The sequence below is a fragment of the Bacillus mojavensis genome (assembly GCF_012648005.1).
GTDB classification, from domain to species: Bacteria; Bacillota; Bacilli; order Bacillales; family Bacillaceae; genus Bacillus; species Bacillus mojavensis.
Map to the genome: position 1 here is coordinate 1,919,924 of NZ_CP051464.1, position 19,934 is coordinate 1,939,857.

Annotated in this window: 11 protein-coding genes and 1 tRNA gene; 3 read left to right on the forward strand and 9 right to left on the reverse strand. The window is 44.1% G+C overall.

Annotated elements, in window-relative coordinates; translation table 11 throughout:
- Window positions 1-10 precede the first annotated feature (10 nt).
- The 4 genes from fenC to HC660_RS09875 all read right to left on the reverse strand — a co-directional run bounded on the left by fenC (window position 11) and on the right by HC660_RS09875 (window position 12,081).
- A complete protein-coding gene (gene fenC / locus HC660_RS09860; protein ID WP_168747977.1) occupies window positions 11-7,693 on the reverse strand; it encodes a fengycin non-ribosomal peptide synthetase FenC in 7,683 nt (2,560 codons plus the stop codon).
- Between the two features lie 378 nt (window positions 7,694-8,071).
- Window positions 8,072-9,547 carry a D-alanyl-D-alanine carboxypeptidase/D-alanyl-D-alanine endopeptidase gene (gene dacB, locus HC660_RS09865; RefSeq protein ID WP_168747978.1) on the reverse strand — a complete coding sequence of 492 codons (1,476 nt, stop codon included), beginning with the start codon at window positions 9,545-9,547 and terminating at the stop codon, window positions 8,072-8,074.
- A gap of 26 nt (window positions 9,548-9,573) precedes the next feature.
- Window positions 9,574-10,548, reverse strand: a complete 975-nt coding sequence (gene galM, locus HC660_RS09870) for an aldose 1-epimerase (RefSeq protein ID WP_168747979.1) — start codon at window positions 10,546-10,548, stop codon at window positions 9,574-9,576.
- Window positions 10,549-10,689: 141 nt separating this feature from the next.
- Window positions 10,690-12,081 carry an MATE family efflux transporter gene (locus tag HC660_RS09875; protein WP_010334460.1) on the reverse strand — a complete coding sequence of 464 codons (1,392 nt, stop codon included), beginning with the start codon at window positions 12,079-12,081 and terminating at the stop codon, window positions 10,690-10,692.
- Window positions 12,082-12,370: 289 nt separating this feature from the next.
- Here HC660_RS09875 and HC660_RS09880 point away from each other — a divergent pair, with 289 nt between their 5' ends.
- The gene (locus HC660_RS09880; protein ID WP_168747980.1) at window positions 12,371-12,916 is read left to right on the forward strand and encodes a DL-endopeptidase inhibitor IseA; all 546 of its coding nucleotides are present in this window, start codon (window positions 12,371-12,373) and stop codon (window positions 12,914-12,916) included.
- A gap of 90 nt (window positions 12,917-13,006) precedes the next feature.
- On the opposite strand, the gene HC660_RS09885 is transcribed toward HC660_RS09880, so the two are convergent.
- From HC660_RS09885 to HC660_RS09895, 3 genes are all read right to left on the reverse strand, one after another.
- A tRNA-Arg gene (locus tag HC660_RS09885) sits at window positions 13,007-13,079 on the reverse strand.
- A gap of 54 nt (window positions 13,080-13,133) precedes the next feature.
- Window positions 13,134-13,679 carry a site-specific integrase gene (locus HC660_RS09890; protein ID WP_168747981.1) on the reverse strand — a complete coding sequence of 182 codons (546 nt, stop codon included), beginning with the start codon at window positions 13,677-13,679 and terminating at the stop codon, window positions 13,134-13,136.
- A gap of 315 nt (window positions 13,680-13,994) precedes the next feature.
- A complete protein-coding gene (locus HC660_RS09895; RefSeq protein ID WP_168747982.1) occupies window positions 13,995-14,225 on the reverse strand; it encodes an excisionase family DNA-binding protein in 231 nt (76 codons plus the stop codon).
- A 190-nt stretch (window positions 14,226-14,415) separates the two neighbouring features.
- On the opposite strand from HC660_RS09895, the gene ggt reads away from it, so the two are divergent.
- The gene (gene ggt / locus HC660_RS09900; RefSeq protein ID WP_168747983.1) at window positions 14,416-16,179 is read left to right on the forward strand and encodes a gamma-glutamyltransferase; all 1,764 of its coding nucleotides are present in this window, start codon (window positions 14,416-14,418) and stop codon (window positions 16,177-16,179) included.
- A gap of 230 nt (window positions 16,180-16,409) precedes the next feature.
- On the opposite strand, the gene yofA is transcribed toward ggt, so the two are convergent.
- The gene (gene yofA, locus HC660_RS09905) at window positions 16,410-17,279 is read right to left on the reverse strand and encodes a LysR family transcriptional regulator YofA (RefSeq protein ID WP_168747984.1); all 870 of its coding nucleotides are present in this window, start codon (window positions 17,277-17,279) and stop codon (window positions 16,410-16,412) included.
- Window positions 17,280-17,407: 128 nt separating this feature from the next.
- Between yofA and HC660_RS09910 the strand changes: the two genes are divergently transcribed.
- Window positions 17,408-18,397: a zinc-binding dehydrogenase gene (locus HC660_RS09910; protein ID WP_168747985.1), complete on the forward strand. Its 990-nt coding sequence runs from the start codon at window positions 17,408-17,410 to the stop codon at window positions 18,395-18,397.
- 55 nt (window positions 18,398-18,452) lie between these two features.
- Here HC660_RS09910 and gltD read toward each other — a convergent pair whose 3' ends face one another.
- Window positions 18,453-19,934, reverse strand: a complete 1,482-nt coding sequence (gltD, locus tag HC660_RS09915) for a glutamate synthase small subunit (RefSeq protein ID WP_168747986.1) — start codon at window positions 19,932-19,934, stop codon at window positions 18,453-18,455.

The following is a 19,934-nucleotide window of genomic DNA, read 5'->3' on the forward strand; positions in this document are numbered from 1 at the left end:
TTTCCAAAAGTTAAAGACCTTTAACGAGATTTTCGATGCTAGATAATGCGGATGGCGTTAATTCTTTGTTGCTGAAATCGCTCAGCGTTTTTTCTCGTTCTTTTTTCTTTGTACAATGCTCAATGATCTCGATAAGATGACTGTGAAAGCTGTCCATCAAACTCTGAATTGTGTTTTCGTAGAACACCCGGGTGTAAACTGCTTTGACTTGCAGACGCCCATCTGTTATCAAAGCATTCATATCGAGCTCGTACTCTCTTTCTCTCTCCCCAGCTATTTCGTAACGAGGCTGATAAGAAGACAGTTGAAACAAATCCGAACTCTCATCTTCGCTGAATTGTCCAAGATAATTGAAGCTGATCTCAGGCTCTTTATGCTGTATGGCTCCCTTTTGGACTAATAAGCCGTAGCCCGTTCCCTTATGCGGCACTCTTCTCAGCCTATCCTTTGTCGCTTTGATTCTGTAACCGAGCTGATCTTCGGATGAATGCGGTACACTCATGTCCAGAAGGATAGGATAAATAGAAGTGAACCAGCCTACTGTTCGTGAAATATCAATATTCGGAACATGTCCTTCTCTTCCATGGCCCTCAGTGCTGATTACAATTTGTTCGTGTCCGCTCCATTCGTAAAGCGCCATTCCTAAGGCAGTCAGCAAAAGTTCGTTGGCATCAGTCCCATAGGCTTGCTGCGTTTCAAACAGCAGTTTTTTAGTCCAGTCACTGGCTAATACAAACGCAGCTGTTTCAGCACTGCTTTGATGCCTGTCCGATTCAGCCCTGTCCTTAGGCAGAAAAACGTTATGAGCATCCAAAGTCGTTTGCCAATATGTTATTTCTGATAACAATTGCCGGCTTCCGGCTATCTGTGCCAGACCATTGGCATATGATAAATAAGAATCGCTTTTCGGCGGCAGTTTGATCTCTGTTTGCTCCAAAGACTGTTGGTAGGCTGCAGCTACATCTTCAAGCAGAATCCTCCAAGAAACGCCATCTACAGCGAGGTGGTGGATCGTAATCAGCAAATGGTCTCCCTCTATCGTTTTAAACAAGCCTGCTTGCAGCAAAGGTCCTTCTTTTACATTCATATTGCTTTGAAGCACGATTTCCTCAGCAGCAAATTTTTCTTCCAAGAGTGTGCCTTTTGCCTGTTCTTTTGTCCAATCTGCCACGTGTAATCCGAACAGTTCGTTTTCAGTGATCTGAATGCCGCGATTGTACTGAACGACACGCCCGGCATGATTCTGTGTAAACACCATGCGCAGCGCGTCATGATGCTCAGTCAATTTGCGCAGCGCTTGACGAAGCGCGTCGGCATGAAACCCCTTTTCGCTGAAAAGCATGACCGATTGGTTGTAATGATCACGAAAAGCATGACGCTGATCGAAAAATCTGTTCTGAATCGGTGTGAGTTCCGCTTCACCTTCGATAGGCCTCTGTTCAGCCTGAGATGTCAATAGTGTGATATGGCCGCTCAGCTCATGAACTGTTGGATAGCGGAATAAATCCTGTATAGTCATGCTCCAGCCTTCAGCTGCCAGCCGGGCAGACACTTGCAGTGCTTTAATAGAGTCTCCTCCAAGCTCAAAAAAGGAGTCGTGAATGCCAACTCGAGACACGCTCAGCACGTCCTCCCAAATCTGCGCTGTCATTCCCTGCAATTCGTTGACCGGTGCAGTATACGGCCGCGAGAAAGCTTCATTTGGTGCCGGTAAAGCTCTTCTGTCCAGCTTCCCGTTTAATGTCAGCGGCATCTTTTCCAAAGGAATGATATGCGCAGGAGTCATATATGCCGGCAGCATTTTTGATAGAGCACCGCGGAGAACCGTTGTATCGGCATCTGAAGGCAGAATATAAGCTGCCAAACGAGCCTGTCCATTCGTATCACTTTGAACCGTAACAACCGCTTCATTCACAAGTCCTGTTTGGAGGAGCACACTTTCAATTTCTTCTGTTTCGATTCTGTACCCGTTTATCTTTACTTGGTGATCTATCCGGCCAAGAAGTCTGAGAGTGCCGTTTGGAAGCCAGCAGGCCAGATCCCCTGTTCTATACAGTCTTTCTCCAGGCACAAATGGATTCTCTGTAAATTTCTTATCCGTTAATTCAAATTTTCCGTGATAGCCCTTGGCAACGCCGGCTCCGCCGATGCAAAGCTCGCCGGCAATACCGATCGGCTGTATTTGATCAGTCTGGCTGAGTACGTACAGTTTTACATTGGGAAGCGGGATGCCGATCGGTACGCTGTCTCCCGAATACTCTTCACCCATATTCATTTCATAGTAGCTTGAATCGATCGTGGCCTCTGTAACCCCGTAACTATTGATTAACCGCATTTTGCCTCCGAAACGCTCCGCCATTGTTTGGAAGTCATGAGCTTTCACCATATCCGAACCAAAAATAAGGATGCCTAAGTCAGAAAGACTAAGCTGATTGCGGTAGACATATTCCATAAATGGGACAATGAGTGCCGGCGTTGACTCCATGATCGTGATACGCTGGCGGTTCATCAATGCATATAATTCAGCAGGCTCAAGCCTTGTGTCATCAGGGCAAATGACTAGAGTCCCTCCGTTGGCCAATGTTCTCGCCAAATCTCCTGAAAAGACATCAAAGGAGAAGCTTGCCATTTGAAGCAGCCTGACAGGCATTTGATCGAGCTGATATATGCTGCGCCAAGCAAGAACAGCATGAGCAAAGTTTCGGTGCGTAACGATAACGCCTTTAGGCGCACCGGTTGTTCCTGACGTATAAATGATATATGCCGAGTCCTCCGGGACAGGAGACGAAGCAAGATTGCAACTTTTTGCTTCATAGGAACTTTCATCATCAAGACAGACACGAGAAATATCACCTATATCTGAGCCTGAAATCAAATGCTTTACTTCATTCTGTAAAAGAAGAATTTCAGCCCCGCTATCTTTGAGAAGATATTCAATCCGGGCTTTTGGGTAATGAGAATCTATCGGAATATACACGCCGCCGGCTTTCATAACGGCTAAAATACCAACAATAGCATCAATGGATCGCTCCGCTAAAACAGCAACGATCGGCTGCTTCTCTTTTCCTTTTTCTTGCAGTGTGCGCGCCAGACGATTGGCTTTTTCGTTGAGATGGCGATAGCTGATCTGTTTTTCACCGTCAATAACAGCTATATGCTCCGGTGTCTCTTCAGCCCTCTTTTCAAACATGCGATGAAAAACGGTATCAGTTTGAGAACATTCAACGTGAGGTTTGTTGAGTTCTACCAAAATCTTTTGTTTTTCTTTTTCGCTAAGTATATTCACTTGTGAGAGAGTGGTATTAGGATTTGACGTGGCAGCACGTAAAAATTCGGTAAAATGAGCCGCCCAGCGTTCAATTGTCGTTCTCATAAATACGTCGGTACTAAATTCCATGTCACATTTGATGACTCCATCTGATTCAGCTGCAATCAACGTCATGTCAAATACAGAAATTTGATGAATGACATTTGCAGGCCGGGCTTTTATGTCTCCAAGATGAATGTCTTGCTTGTCCATATTTTGAAGAATAAACATCGTATCAAACACTGGGTTTCGGCTCATATCCCGCGTTACGCCGAGCTTGTCGACAAGCTCTTCGAACGGATAATCCTGGTGCTCATAAGCTGCCAATGCGGTCTCGCGAACTTCCTGCAAAAATTGCGCAAATGGCTTCCCGCCCTCCGGGCGTGCCCGAAGCGCCAGGGTGTTGACGAACATTCCAAGTATCGGCTCGAGGTCATTGTGAGGACGTCCGGCGATAGGTGACCCGACGATGATGTCTTCCTGTCCGCTTAAGCGCGCCAATAACGCTGTGTAAGCTGCCAGGAGCACCATGTACAGGGTGCTTCCATTCTCCCGTGCGAGCTTGTGAAGCCCGGCTGTGAGTTCTTGATCGAGCGTAAATGAAACTTGATCACCCGCGAAGCTTCGCACCGGCGGCCGGGCGTAATCAGCCGGCAGGTCCAGTACAGGCAGCTCACCTTCGAGCTGCTTCAGCCAGTACGCCTCCTGCGTCTTGTACGTGTCTCCTTTTTTAAAGGCCTCCTGCCATACGGCATAGTCTTTATATTGAATGTGGAGCGGCGGAAGCTCCTGATTGGCGTACAGCTCCCCGAATTCCCGAATGAGCGTATTGACCGAAACACCATCTGAAATAATGTGATGCATATCGACCAGTAATAGATGCCGCTCGTCTGATACCTTGACGATCCCCGCCCGAAACAGCGGAGCTTGGCTGAGATCAAACGGCTGGATAAACGCTGCCGCGGCCTCCTGTTCAGGTTGTCCGCAAAGCACAGAGGTGTGGAATGTAAACGGCACTTCGTCATGGATGCGCTGAACCGGCTCGCCGTCTGTGTCCGTTGTAAAGGACGTCCGCAGTGACTCGTGGCGTTTGATCAGCTTTTTAAATACGACATCCATTCTTGTAAGATCCAGCTTTCCTTCAAGCTCCAAGGCCGCCGGCATATTGTAGCCTGTGCCTCCATTCTCCAGCTGCTGGAGCACATACATTCGCTTTTGGGCAGAGGAAACCGGGTAGGTCTCGCGTTTTTCTGCTGGCTTAATGGCTTCATACGGACTTTCCGTTCCTTCGCTGATGACAGAAGCCAAACCTTCTACCGTCGGATGGGCAAATACCTCCTTCAGCGGCACCTGGACGCCGAATTCCTTGGCGATCCGGGAGACAAGCGCGGTGGCTTTTAAGGAATGGCCTCCCCGGTCAAAAAAGTTGTCGTGAATGCCGACAGGGCCGCTTTTCAGCACTTCCTCCCACAGCTGGGAGAGCTTCATCTCTGTCAGGTTTCTCGGCGCCGAGTAGATTTCCCGATCTGCCGCTCCGTCAGGAGCAGGCAGCGCTTTTCGGTCGAGCTTCCCGCTCGGGGTAACCGGCCATTGTTCCATCTCAATGATATGAGCAGGAATCATGTAGCCTGGAAGCACTAACTCAAGCTGCTTGCGCACTTCGTTTCTTCCGAGCCCTTCTGCATACGCACATAATTCCGCCTCGCCGCTTTCTGTACGAACAGTTACAGCCGCTTCCCGCACGCCTTCTATGCTTCTGAGCATCGCTTCGATTTCTCCCGGTTCAACCCGGTAGCCGCGGATTTTCACCTGGTCATCCAGACGGCCGAGGAATTCCACCTGTCCGTCTGACAGCCAGCGCGCCAAATCACCCGTTTTGTACATGCGTTCACCCGGATAAAATGGATCATCAAGAAAACGTTCTTCTGTTAATTCCGGACGATTCAAGTAGCCTCTGGCGACGCCGGCTCCAGCGATATATAATCCTCCCGCTACGCCGACAGGCTGTACGGCTACATGCGGATCTAACACATACAGACGCGCGCCAGGCACAGGTTTTCCGATCGGAAGGCGCAAGCGATCCCTGTCAAGCTCCGGATCACACGTGTAAAATGCCGCATCAACAGTTGCTTCTGTCGGCCCGTAGCCGTGAACGAGCGATGTCTCGGGCAGCAAAGAAGCGAAACGGGCTGCCGTATGAGGGGCCAGCGGTTCACCTCCGGCGAATACACGCTTCAGGCTTCTCGGTGCTTCGATTTCCGCTTGGTCCAAAAAGCTGTTCAGCATGGCCGGAATAAAATGGGCCGTTGTAATGCTTTCCTCTCGAATGGCTTTTACCATCAATGCCGGATCTTTCTCCCAGCCGGACGGAAGCAGATAGGCCGAAGCACCTGAAAGCGTCCACCAAAACAGCTGCCAGACAGAGGCATCAAAGGAAAAAGACGTTTTCATCATAATGATGTCGTCTTCCTCTAAAGGAAACTGCATCTGCATGCCGGTCAGAAAGGAAACCGCCTGGCGGTGCTCCACGGCGACCCCTTTCGGCCGTCCAGTTGAGCCTGATGTATAGATCACATAGGCGAGAGAATCACTGTCCGCTTGATGAAGAGAGTGATATTCGGATTCTTCATTCGCAAGAGCCGTCAGATCCACTTCAAGTGTCTTCCCCGAAAAATCAGGTGCCTTTAATCCCGGCTGTGTCAGTAAAAGGGCTGCCCCGCTGTCTTTCAGCATATAGCTCAGCCGCTCCTCTGGATATGCAGGATCAAGAGGCAAATAAGCTCCGCCTGCCTTTAATACGGCGAGAACGGCTGTTAGCATGTCCGGCGAACGTTCGCTTAGAACACCGACAATGCTTTCCTTCGTGACACCGTGCGCCGTAAGGCGCGCTGCCAGTCTGTTGGCGTACATATCAAGCTGTGCGTAAGTCAGCGAGCCGCCAGAAAAGCGTAAGGCCGTCTGCTCCGGCGTCAAAGCCGCCTGACGTTCAAACAGCCCGTGCAGCGTCGGAGCTGCAGGCGAAACAGCTTTCGTTCTGTTAAATTCATACAAAACTTTTTCTTTCTCACGTTTTTCTGCCATATCTAATTCTTTTATAGTACGATGAGGATTTTGAAGCGCGTTTTCCAGCAACGTAAGCAGGTGGTGCTGAATCCGTTTAATGTCCTCAAGAGAAAATAATATATGTTGATAGTCGAAATTTAATTGAATGGCTCCAGTGTCTATCCGCTCCTGTATTTGAACAGAAAGCTCGTTCGCGGTGTATCCGCTGAAATAAAGCGCCGTCTCATAGTTCAAATCATCCGCTTTTTTCCATTGAAGCGGATGGTACTGCATAGATATACCGATCAGGTTGTGTAAATCCTTGTGTTCTTTTCTTAATTCATTCACCAGCAAATTATAAGGAAATCTTTGATGGCGCATGACTGAAAGCTGTTCTCTGCCGACACTGCGCACAAAGGAAAGAAAATCGGCGTCAGAATCAACCGTTTTTCTGATTGGAAGGGAGCTGACAAACATGCCAAGCATTTCTTTCTCCGCCTTTGACCCCCTGTTTCCATAGTAGGTTCCGATTGCAAGGTCCGTTTTAGAGGTGAGGCGGCTGATACATATGTAAAATGAAGCCATAAATAAGGAAATCATACTGATTTTCTGTTCTTCGCAAAAAGCTTGGATGGAATGTGCTAGGTAAGGTGAAAGTGTGATGGTATCTCTCGATGCGGAGGTACTCTGCTTTTGTAAAGTGCTCTGTCCGGTTAGTGAGTGGTACACCGGCGGCTGTTGGTAGGTTTGCGTCCAAAATAAATGGTCTTTTTCAAAACGTGAAGATTGTAAGTACTGCCTCTCTTTTTCTATGTAGCTAAGGTAAGACGGCTCTTTTTGATCGGGTATAGGCTCCCCTTTTTTAATTTTTTGATACAGATCAATAATTTGATTTCCCATCAAATTTAAAGAGATGCCGTCCATGATAATGTGATGGAATTTCGCATATAGCCAAATCTCATGACGGTGGATTCTAAGGAGATAAAATTGATACAGAGGCGAGTCAAGCAGCGTAAACGGAATTCTGGCTTGATCATGAATCCATTGCTCTGTTTCTGTCATTTCAGCATTTGTAAAATCTATTATTTCAAGTGATAATTCTTTGTTTTCTGCAAGATACAGACGAGGCTCTGACTCCGATTCAATTCCTTCTGTCAGCTGGAACCTGATTGCATCATTACGGGAAATTGAAAGGTTCAGAGCCAACTGAAGAGCATCAAGATCAACATCACCCCTGAATTTTACACAGGCGGTCAGATTACAGATGCTTGTACCAGGCTCTAACAGTTCAGTAAACCAAACTCTCCTTTGGGCATGAGTTAAACCATAAGTATATTCTTTCAACGAATTCCCTCCAATTCTCATTATAAGAGGATAAGAAACTGAAATAATTACAATAAAAAGAAATTATATGTCTATATCATCCATATATGCATTATATTAACCGAATTTTTTTAAAGTACAATAAAAAATATAAAATTTTTATAACATTTTTTTGAATATAGTATTAATTATTTATTTTTCTTGATTAATTTTAAGAGGATTCCGAATGTAAAGTTATAAAAGTAGCTTTTTTTAATAGTATTTCATCACTAGAATTTTTCTTTATTCTTTTGATTTTATATGGCTAATGTTAAATCGTTCTCCACCTCAGTGTCACATACATAAACGGAATAATGTAAAAACATATAAAAAAACCTGTTTTCGTGGAAAACAGGTTTTTTATTGATTTGCCAAAATAACAGCAATTTGATCTTCAATGTCTTTTCCATCCGATTCATCAATCAAACCGTTTAGAAGAATAGAGAAAACCAGCGTTTTTCCGCTCTTTGTTTCTGCGTAGCCAGTCAGAGAGCTGACAGTGCTTAACGATCCGGTCTTTGCCTTTATCTTTCCTTGTGCTGGGGTGTCTTTCATGCGGTTTCTCAGCGTTCCGCCTATCATCCTGTCACTGTTGCCCGCTTCCGGCAGAGCATGTAGATAAGGTTGAAACCACTTTTCACCTTGGATGTCATATAACAGCTTTGTGATTTGGTTTGATGATACGGCATCGATATGAGAAACCCCGGAACCGTCTCTCAAAATAAGTGTTTTGGGATCAACGCTGAAATTCGGAAGCGTACTGTTTAGCACTTCAAGACCCTTTTCCCAGCTGCCCTCTCCTTTTTCCACTTTCCCCATCTCTTTGACAAGTACCTCGGCATGTCCGTTATTGCTTAATTTCATAAATGGAAGAAATAGCTTTGACAAAGGCATTGAGTAATGAGTGGCCAGTACGGCAGAAGAGTCGGGCGCTGTGCCCATTATGATTTTCCCTTTTACTGTAATGCCTTGTTTTTTGAGGGCTTGCTTAAATAAATCTAAAGCATATCCTGTCGGCTCCCAGACGGAAATCCACTCTTTTGTCTTGCTTGCATCAACTGGTATGCTCCCTTTAATCGAAATAGTATTGGTTCCGTGTTCTCTTTCGATAGAAAGCTCTTTCTTTTTTCCCGCCTCAACTGTTTTCGCCTCATTCTCAATTGCTACATAATCCGTTTTTGGTGAAATTGATATTGCTGGCTTTTGTCCTTCTTTCTTTCCCGGACTTGCTTCTACTATCACAGTGCCTGCATCATAGTCCTCATTTGGAGACGCTGTCAGTGCTGAAATTTGGGCGCCGTAATAAGTGTATTCATCGCTCCATGGCAAATCTGGCGAATAGCGGATATGATCATACCATGAGTCATCGCCGATAAGATTGCCTTTAATGACCTTAATACCGGATTTTTTCAGCTTTTCGGCCATTTGATCAAAATCCGATGGTAAAAGTGTTGGATCTCCTTTTCCTTTCAGATAAAGGTTGCCATTCAGTTTTTGACCTTTGAGGCGGCCGTCTGTCCGCACTTCTGTCGTGAAAGAATAATCCTCACCGAGAACAGAAAGTGCCGCGGCGGCTGTAAAAAGCTTTAGAGAAGAGGCGGGTCTCATCCGGACATCCCCTAAATGCTCGTATATGACGTCGCCTGTTTCGGCAGAACGGATGGTAATGCCGGCCGTTGCGCCTTTTAAAGCAGGTTCATTGGCTAAAATGTTTTCAATCTGCCCGGCAAGTGTATCCTGTTTTTCAGCCGCTTGTGCAGCATGGTGCATATATGGAACGGAAGCAAAGGTGAAAAGCAGCAATATCACAAAATAAAGCTTTATGCTTTTACCCATTTTCTTATCCCGCCTCTCCTGATTGGCTATTGATGATTACGTTCAATCGTGATGCTGCTTTTGACTGTCGTCTCTTCACCGGGCTCTAACACTTGTAGGCCAGTGAGTGACGAAGGGAGATCAAGGTTAACTGCGTTTGTCACCCATGTATAAGGCTCTGGGCACAAATACCCTTGTGTTCCATCAGCATTATACACAACCCAATGCTTAAATTGTTCATCCGCCTTGTAGATCATATTGAGATGTACATGCTGATGGTAAATGACAGCCTGATTTTCTCCCCCTCTCTTCTGATAAGAAGATAAATAGACATCATCAAGCTGCTGCCGCAAGAGCATTCCTTCGTGTAAAGCTTCCTGATTCGGTATATCTACCAGCTGTCCGGTCGGCAATAAACGTTCATCCAATTCCCATTGCTGATCAGCTGTGAGAGAAAATAAAGAGCTCTCTTCCGGGAAAACGAATGTCGTATGGTAACCAAGCCCCCAAGGAAATGCGTCCTCCCCTTTATTCATGATCGTTGCATGCTTATGAAGAGTGTTATCATTTAACATGTACCTCATCCGTACAACGGCATGATGCGGAAATTGTTTATACACATGGGGAATGTCCGATAGATCAATTTCAGTTTCTATAATCACTTCTTCATCTGTTTGTTTCATCATAATGATATCCCACTTTTTATCATAGAGAAAGCCGTGAAGGTGATGGTGTTTATCTTTTTCATTGATATCAAAATGATAGGTTCTGCCCCGGAAGCTGAACGTTCCGTCACTTATGCGGTTAGGCGGAAACAAAATAGGGATTCCATACAGTGTAGGTGTGTCATGAAAGCTATCGGTTGTTTCCGGTTCACGTAAAAGGTGCAGCTTTGTTTCTTTGTCTACGAGAGAAATGACGTTGCTTCCCCACTCAGGCACAACTATCATTTCCAAGTGCTCATTACCCGCTTTGACAGCTGGTGTTCCTAAATACGTCATCTTTTCAATATAATTTGTCATATGTACTCAACCTCTCCTTAGTTCAATGCTTATATAATACATTCAATTCTGTGCGCAATATTTCCTCCATTTTATGTTTTCCCTTTAGTCTTTACGTAAACAAAAAAACACTGCTCAAAATGAACAGTGTTTTTTTGGAGTTTATTGAATCAGACGTGTAATCTGCTTCTTTTTCCAAATGAATTGATAATACCCGTAAATCAAAAGCAAGCTGACGGCAAACGCAGCCGGATAGCCAACCCAGACGCCGAGTATTTCAAGCTTGGTGTAGTGGGACAGAACAAACGCAACCGGCACCTCGATTCCCCAGATGGCAAAAATACTGATGAGAGTCGGCCATAAAACCGTTCCGCTTGCACGCATCGTCGCAGAAATAATTTGTGCATTTCCAAACAGCAAATAGCTCCATAATGTAATCATTAAAAGCTTGTGTGCAATATGAAGTGTATCTTTCTCGGTCAAAAATAACGCTAAAATCTGATGTGCAAAAAGATAGATAAGGACAATCAACACACCGCCAATGATATAATTCAGCCAAATGCCGACTCGGATTACTTGCTTTAACCGGTCAAACTCATTCGCTCCAATAGATTGAGCAGCGAAAATAGACACCGCGATACCCAGACTGACAGCCGGCATTTGCACATAGCTGGCTACCTGGTTGACCACGCCATATGCTGCTGTCGCATCAGAGCCATAATGATTGACGAATGAAATGACCGCTATTTCCGATAGTGACACGAGAATCATGTTGATGCTTGACGGAATTCCAAGACGCAGCAGAAGCGCCAGCAGTTCCTTATCCATCTTCAAATAACGCCGCACTGTCTTATCAAATTGCAGCGGATGTTTCGTTTTCCGCAGATACACCAATAATACGATAAAGGTCACAATTGTAGAAATAACGGTTGCGTAAGCAGAGCCGTAAATGCCCAGCTTCGGCAAACCAAACATGCCGAGAATGAAGATCGGTAAAAGTGCTATATTGATGACTGTGCTTACAATCAATGTATAAAACGGTGTCTTAGAATCGCCTGTTCCCCGCAAGAATGTGGTATAGGCAAAATATAAAAACATAAATGGCATTGCGTAAAATAAGATACGCGCATACCTAACACTTACATCAATTACATTTTCCGGGGTTCCCATGAGACGCAGAATATCTAAGGTGAATATACTGCCGATCACAGCTAACACAATTCCTAATAAAAAGGTGAATGTCAGTGTTGTTCCGACAACGGCCTTTAACCGTTCCTCATTTTTTGCCCCATAGGCTTGCCCGATAAGAATGGAACTGCCGGAACCGATGCCGATCGTAAATGAAATGAGAAGAAAAAACAGCGGGAAAAAGGATGAGACAGCTGCAAGCGCATCTACACCAAGCCATCTGCCCACAGCGACCATCCCGACTAACTGGCCGACTGATTGCAGCACATTGCTCAGAAGGAGCGGCACTAAAAATAGTGACATGGACCGCCAAACAGATGGATTGCTCTTCTTCTTAGATACGGGATTTTCTTGTAATGTTTCCATATGTAATGACTCCTTTATTTAAACTCGTTTCACTAACGTGCTCCCGTTTCTTTTGAAATGAACACGACACGCAACATGTAACTATTCACCACAGTACTTATGAAACCCTTCCCGAATCTCCTATTTTTACACATTTTGAAGCATCAAGAATAAGCTAGCACGATACAGCATAGTCTTTTGGTGAGATGAAAGAATAAAAAAATAATTTATGCAAAAGTGTTGTAATCTAAACGTAACTATTGTAACATTTGTAACATAAGAGAAAGAGATTTTAAAGGAGAGAGCCACATTGAAAAAATATCTTCTGTTTCTAACCACTATTGCACTTATTCTGTCATTAAACACAAATGCATTTGCAAAAAACACATCCGGGGATTTATCACAAAAACAAGCATTGCAGCTGGCCCTAACAGCTAGAGAGCATTTTTGGAATACAATGAGCGGACACAATCCAAAAGCGAAGAAAGCAGTTTGCCCATCAGGCACATTTGAGCATCAAAATCTTCAGTACGTATACATGTGCAGTGACCTTGGCACAAAAGAAAAAGCTGTGAATTACTTAACACCTATTTTCTCAAAATCAGCGATTGAAAAAGGCTTTAAAGACTATCATTTCACTGTCTCAAAAGGAAAACTGGCTGTTCCGATCGGTGACGGAGACAACCTCTTAAATTGGAAAAAATCAACCGCTAAACTCATTTCTAAAAAAGGCGGCACAGTCACATATGAATTTACCGTTCCTACTTTGGACGGATCACCTTCAGCAAAACGGAAAGTGACATTTGTAAAAGAGAACAAAAAGTGGAAAGTAAATCGCTTTGACGCAGTTATATAAGAAAAAACGCCCGTTTTCCGGGCGTTTTTTATATTGAGAATAAAAAAGACAATGGACGTATCAACCACCATTGCCCTTTTGTTTTTATTACGCTCTAGGAGAGATTCGAACTCCCGACCTTCAGTTTAGGAAACTGCTGCACTATCCGCTGTGCTACTAGAGCTTTTTTAATATCTATATAGTAGCTCCGATTGTCACGATTTTCAAGCCATTTGATTTACAGCCCTCCAAATACCTTATAAGCAGCTCTTGTTGTATCTTCATCGATTCCAATATAACGCATTGTAATTGAAGGTGATGAATGATTAAGAATCCTCTGCAATTCAGCGATATCTTTTGTCCGCTGGTAGAAGTGATAGCCAAATGTTTTCCGGAGCGTATGGGTCCCTATTTCCTCAAGTCCGCACACTTCGGCTGCCTCTCTTAAAATTCTGTATGCCTGAATGCGTGAAATTGGCTTTCTGGTTCGGACAGATTTAAATAGGTATTCATTTTCTTTCATATCTTTCGTATACTCGTGTATTTCTGCTTTTAAAGATTCTAAAATGAGCACCTTCCTTTTCTTTTTAGTTTTGCTTTCAGTCGCCCATAAATGATCTTTATTTCTGACGTCTTTCACTTGAAGCGGCAAAATATCAGAAATTCGGAGCGCGCTGTTAATGCCGAAAATAAACAAAAAATAATCACGCTTGTTTTTGCTGCGTAAATACTGTTTTACATCTTGGATTTTCTCTAAACTGCGGATCGGCTGTACAATATGCATCAAAAAACTCCTTAAAAACCGTTATGTAACGTTTTGAGGTCTATGTTACTATTATATCGGAAAAACGTTGAATGTCAAAGTCCGGAGGCATTTATGTAACATAATATACATAGTGTTACATAAGTGGGAAGAAGATCTCTTGAAACACCCTATCCTCTTAAAAGGTGTTTTCAGCCTTATATGAAGCTTTTCCGATCATTGAGACAAATTACTCTAGCCCACCCCAGAGAAGTGCTTAAAACGGAATCTGAGGCTTCGCTTTTTGAGATGCTCTTAAAAAAATATACAAAAAAAGACACAATTTGAAATTGCGTCCTAGTCTTCATCCTTCACATCGACATCTTCCGGAATCGGCTCATTTAATATTTCCTGCACGAGCGCTTTATAATTTTCCAGCTGTTCAAGATGTGTTTTGAATTGTCCTTTATAAATTAAAAATTGATCACCGTCATGCACGGCGCGAATTTTCCCTTCGAGTACCAAATTTTTAATATAATCCTCTGAAAGATTTGTATATTCTGCTGTTTCTTTAATGGTTAGATACATAGTGGGGGTCCTTTCTGTTTCAATGATCCAATCGATGGTTCTACTATAGCACATGACTCACCCCAATATAATCAATTTCACACAGAAATATGGCTGAATGCTATAGATAATATACCATTTGTCACTTGTGAAACCGCTGTATTTTTTTTACGCTAAGATTGTAACATAACAGCTTAATAGGAGGGAGAACATGAAAAAAACATGGAACGTCTGTTTAGCAGCCCTGCTTAGTGTTCTGTTAGTCGCTGGAAGTGCTCCATTTCACGCGGAAGCTAAAAAGCCGCCCAAAGGCTATGACGAGTACAAGCAAGTAGATGTAGGCAAAGACGGAATGGTTGCAACTGCGCATCCTCTCGCTTCAGAGATCGGGGCTGACGTCTTGAAAAAAGGCGGAAATGCCATTGACGCGGCGGTTGCCATTCAGTTTGCGCTTAATGTCACAGAACCGATGATGTCAGGCATTGGCGGCGGCGGTTTTATGATGGTGTATGACGGAAAAACAAAAGATACGACGATCATCGATAGCCGCGAACGCGCTCCCGCAGGCGCAACTCCGGATATGTTTCTCGATGAAAACGGCAAAGCGATACCTTTCTCTGAACGTGTCACAAAAGGTACTGCCGTTGGTGTTCCGGGTACTCTGAAAGGGCTGGAAAAAGCTTTGGATAAATGGGGAACCCGTTCGATGAAACAATTAATTTCCCCCTCTATTAAACTCGCTGATAAAGGCTTTCCGATTGATTCAGTGTTAGCAAATGCGATTTCTGATTATCAGGAAAAATTATCACGGACTGCCGCAAAGGATGTATTTCTGCCGAATGGCGAGCCGCTTAAAGAAGGTGATACTCTCATTCAAAAAGATTTGGCCAAAACCTTTAAGCTCATTCGTTCGAAAGGCATAGACGCTTTTTATGAAGGCAAATTTGCCAAAGCGCTTTCTGATACGGTTCAGGATTTCGGTGGATCAATGACCAAAAAAGATTTAGAAAATTATGATATTACAATTGACGAACCGATTTGGGGGGAATATCAAGGCTATCAAATTGCAACGACTCCTCCTCCAAGCTCTGGCGGCGTTTTCTTACTGCAAATGCTGAACATTCTCGATGATTTTAACCTTTCACAATATGATATCCGCTCATGGGAAAAATACCATCTGCTCGCTGAAACCATGCATTTGTCTTACGCTGACCGTGCGGCTTATGCAGGCGATCCCGAATTTGTAAATGTTCCTCTCAAAGGTTTGCTTCACCCCGACTATATAAAAGAGCGCCAGCAATTAATCAGTTTAGATGAAGTCAACAAAAAACCAAAAGCCGGTGATCCTTGGAAATACGAAGAAGGAACCGCAAACTATAAGCAAGTCGAACAGCCGAGTGATAAAGTAGACGGCCAAACGACACACTTTACCGTCGCGGACCGCTGGGGCAATGTTGTTTCCTATACCACAACAATTGAACAGCTGTTTGGAACAGGCATTATGGTTCCTGATTACGGGGTCATTTTAAACAATGAACTAACAGATTTTGATGCGGTTCCAGGCGGAGCCAACGAAGTTCAGCCGAACAAGCGGCCTTTAAGCAGCATGACTCCGACGATTTTGTTTAAAGATGACAAACCAGTTCTCACCGTCGGATCTCCTGGAGGGGCAACGATTATTTCTTCCGTGCTGCAAACCATCCTCTTTAATATCGAATATGGAATGGAATTAAAAGCAGCGGTTGAAGAGCCGAGAATTTACACAAACAGTATGAGCTCCTACAGATACGAAGGCGGAGTTCCAGAGGATGCACTCAGCAAATTAAAAGACATGGGCCATAAATTCGGCACAAGTCCAGTGGACATTGGAAACGTGCAAAGCATTTTTATCGACCGTGAAAACGGCACCTTCAAAGGAGTAGCCGATTCAAGCAGAAACGGTGCAGCGATTGGAATTAATTTAAAGCATAAATAAAAAAGAAAAACTGTACTCATTTTTGCCGAGTACAGTTTTTTTCTATGGACGATTAATCATGCTCGCGGTCCTCGCAAACTCTTTAAGGTACGAATACCGTTCAATATAACATCCAGACATGTGCCAGACAACAAATCAATTCAAAGTCCTTAAAGCTTTTACTGAAAATAGTCTCCAGCTTACGAAAACAAAAATCTATCCAAGCTTCCCTCTGAATCTTCTCTTTTTGATTAGACTGATGGAATAAATTCTGTCTCATTCAATTCTGCAATAAACTTCTGAAACGCACTGGTCATAAAAAAGTCTTTTCTGTAAATAAACACGATCGTCATATCCTGATATGATGCGGGAAGCTGGTGAACGTACACCCTTTGGCGATAGGCTGAGCAGGTAATGGCCGACTTTGGCAGCAGCGCCGTTCCCAAACCAGCGGAAACACCTCTGATAACGGCTTCCAATGTGCCAAATTCTATGATTTTTTGCTGTTGAATACCTGCTTCCTCTAGTAATCTTTTGACTCTATCGCGATGAGAGCAGCCGGTTCCAAAAAAGAGCATTGGCAGCCGAAGCATGTCCTCTATCGCCCCTTCCTCCGGTGATATTAACACCAATTCCTCACGGGAAACAGGAATTTGTTTGATATCCGTGTATTCAACAGGACCGTACACAAAAGCGCCATCCACCTTATGATCTAGAACTTGCCGAACCAAACTGTGCGTATCACCTGTGTTCACTGATAAATCAACTTCAGGAAAACGTCTGAGGAATGAAGCTGCATGTTCAGGCAGGTGAGTGACCGCTGTTGTTTCCAATGCTCCAAGCCGTAATGGCCCTTTCGGATGCTGATTTAATTGTGCTGATTTCTCAGCTTCGTCTAATAATGATAACACTTGATCTGCGTATTGTAATAGGTTTTCCCCCGCAGCCGTTAACTTCATTCCACGATTTGTCCGGTGAAATAACTTGATATTCAGATCTGTTTCAAGCTTATGGATTCTTGCTGTTACATTAGATTGAACATAATTCAGCTGCCGGGCTGCTTTTGATATACTTCCTTCACGGGCAACAGCCCGGAATATCTTTAATTCTCCACTTTCCACACGCTGTCACCTTCTTGCAATGATTAAAAGTGATACCGACAATCATTTTTGTTCATTTTACTTGAAGAAAACCGCTGTGTAAAATATGTGAAGGTCATAGATTACGAGGGAATTAGGAGGCAGACGGCATGAAAGCGGTTGTTCATAACGGAAAAAGCGGACTTCGGGGGTTAGTGTATCAGGACATCCCTTCTCAAAATCCCGGATACGGAGAAGTGAAAGTAAAGTTGAAAACGGCAGGATTAAATCATCGGGACCTGTTTCTCATGAAAAATAAAACCGAACAAGATCCTGAGTTTATTCTGGGCTCTGACGGTGCTGGCATGATTGAAGCGGTCGGTGAGGGTGTAAATGATCTGGCTGTTCATACAGAAGTGGTGATTTTACCGACATTGAATTGGGAAGGAACAGATGATGTACCTCCTGTTCCGAATATTTTGGGAGGCCCTTCAAACGGAACACTTGCTGAATATGTGATCATTCCTTCAAAAAACGCAGTGAAAAAACCTTCTTATCTATCCTGGGAGGAAGCAGGCGTTTTGCCATTATCAGCTCTGACCGCATATCGAGCACTTTTTACAAAGGCCCAATTAAAAAAAAGCGAGCATATTTTGATACCCGGAATTGGAAGCGGCGTTGCAACCTACGCGCTATTAATGGCTAAAGCAATTGGAGCAACTGTAAGCGTGACTTCTCGAAGCCAGGAGAAAAGAAAAAGAGCAATACAATTAGGAGCTGACCATGCTTTTGACAGTTACAGCAATTGGTCTGAACATCTTCAAGGACAAAAAGCTGATGTCATTCTCGACAGCATAGGGCCGGCCCTCTTTTCAGAATACTTTGATCATGTGAAACCGAACGGCCGTATTGTCAGCTTTGGTGCAAGTTCGGGTGATAATCTCAGTTTTCCACTGCGTTCTTTATTCTTTCCGCAAATCAATATATTGGGAACGTCAATGGGAAGCAGTGATGAATTTCATGAAATGCTGCATTTTATGGAAAAATATAAACTTCGGCCCGTGCTTGACCGGACATATCCTATAGAACAAGCATATGAAGCATATACCAGAATGCAGGAAGGCAGCCAATTTGGGAACATCGGGATCACAATAGATTAAAAAAGAAACCGGCTGACAAACAGTCCGGTTTCTTTTTTTATATAATCCCCTTTATTTACGGCAGAACGGAACTCCCCATCAAATACCGATCAACTTCACGCGCCACTTCACGGCCTTCATTAATCGCCCATACGATTAAACTTTGCCCTCTTCTTGCATCCCCTGCGGCGAAAACACCATCGATATTTGTTTTATACTCCCCATATGCTGCGCTGATTTTGTTGTTATTAGAATCAACACCGAATTGTTTTAAAAGCGGCTGTTCTGTGCCTTCAAAGCCGATAGCGATAAAGACGAGCTGAGCAGGCCATACTTTTTCAGTTCCAGGCAGTTCACGGAACTCGTATTTTCCATGCTCATTTTTCACTTTCTCCATTTGAATCGTATGGAGCTCTTTCAATTTGCCGTTTTTATCGGCAACCAATTTTTTTGTTTGGATCGAATATTCTCTCGGATCTCTTCCGAATTTTGCTTCTGCTTCTTCATACGCATATTCAAGCGTAAAGACGTGCGGCTGTTCAGGCCACATATTATCATTCGTGCGAGCTGGAGGTAGTTTCGGGTGTTTGCCGAATTGGTGCACGCTTTTGGCTTTTTGGCGCAAAGCGGTAGCCACACAGTCAGCTCCTGTGTCCCCGCCTCCGATCACGATAACATCCTTCCCCTTCGCATCAATGAATCGCTTGTCTTTAAAGTTAGAATCTAAGTAGCTTTTTGTAGCAAGCGTCAAGTAATCCATCGCGTAGTGAACACCTTTTGATTCGCGACCCTCAATCAATAGATCGCGCTGTTTTTGAGCTCCTGTGCAAAGGATCACGGCATCAAATTGCTCTTTCAGCTCATCAGCCGTTATATCAACGCCAATTTCCGTATTTGTAACAAAATCGATTCCTTCTTGCGTCAGCAACTTAATGCGGCGGTCGACAATTCCTTTTTCAAGTTTCATGTTTGGAATGCCGTAAGTTAAAAGTCCGCCCGCTCTGTCTGCGCGTTCAAATACAGTGACAGAATGTCCAGCCTGGTTCAGCTGGTCAGCACTCGCCAGTCCGGCTGGGCCCGACCCAACGACGGCAACTTTTTTGCCTGTTCGTTTTTTCGGAATTCTAGGCTGAATCCAGCCATTCTCAAACCCTTTATCGATAATGGTCCGTTCAATATTTTTAATCGATACGGCCGGATCGGAAATCGCTAGTGTACATGAGCCTTCACAAGGAGCGGGACAAACCCGCCCTGTGAATTCAGGAAAGTTGTTTGTTTTTAAAAGCCTTTCTAATGCTTCTTTCCATCTGCCTCTGTAGACAAGGTCGTTCCATTCAGGAATTAAGTTGTAAATCGGACAGCCGGATGTAAATCCGTTAATGTCAGCACCGATCTGGCAAAACGGTGTACCGCAATCCATACACCGCGCCCCCTGCCGTTTCGACGCTTCTTCTGAAAAAGGAGCAGAATATTCCTTCCAGTCCTTTAAGCGAGTGAGAGGGTCTCGCTCAGCTGGTTTTTCTCGTTTGATTTCCATAAATCCAGTTGGTTTCCCCAT

What these genes read in the sequence shown, in the direction of transcription:
- dacB (WP_168747978.1), bottom strand. Translation starts at nt 9,547, where the DNA reads ATGGGTAAAAGCATAAAGCTTTATTTTGTGATATTGCTGCTTTTCACC.
- galM (WP_168747979.1), bottom strand. Translation starts at nt 10,548, where the DNA reads ATGACAAATTATATTGAAAAGATGACGTATTTAGGAACACCAGCTGTC.
- HC660_RS09875 (WP_010334460.1), bottom strand. Translation starts at nt 12,081, where the DNA reads ATGGAAACATTACAAGAAAATCCCGTATCTAAGAAGAAGAGCAATCCA.
- HC660_RS09890 (WP_168747981.1), bottom strand. Translation starts at nt 13,679, where the DNA reads ATGCATATTGTACAGCCGATCCGCAGTTTAGAGAAAATCCAAGATGTA.
- HC660_RS09895 (WP_168747982.1), bottom strand. Translation starts at nt 14,225, where the DNA reads ATGTATCTAACCATTAAAGAAACAGCAGAATATACAAATCTTTCAGAG.
- ggt (WP_168747983.1), top strand. Translation starts at nt 14,416, where the DNA reads ATGAAAAAAACATGGAACGTCTGTTTAGCAGCCCTGCTTAGTGTTCTG.
- HC660_RS09910 (WP_168747985.1), top strand. Translation starts at nt 17,408, where the DNA reads ATGAAAGCGGTTGTTCATAACGGAAAAAGCGGACTTCGGGGGTTAGTG.
- gltD (WP_168747986.1), bottom strand. Translation starts at nt 19,934, where the DNA reads ATGGGGAAACCAACTGGATTTATGGAAATCAAACGAGAAAAACCAGCT.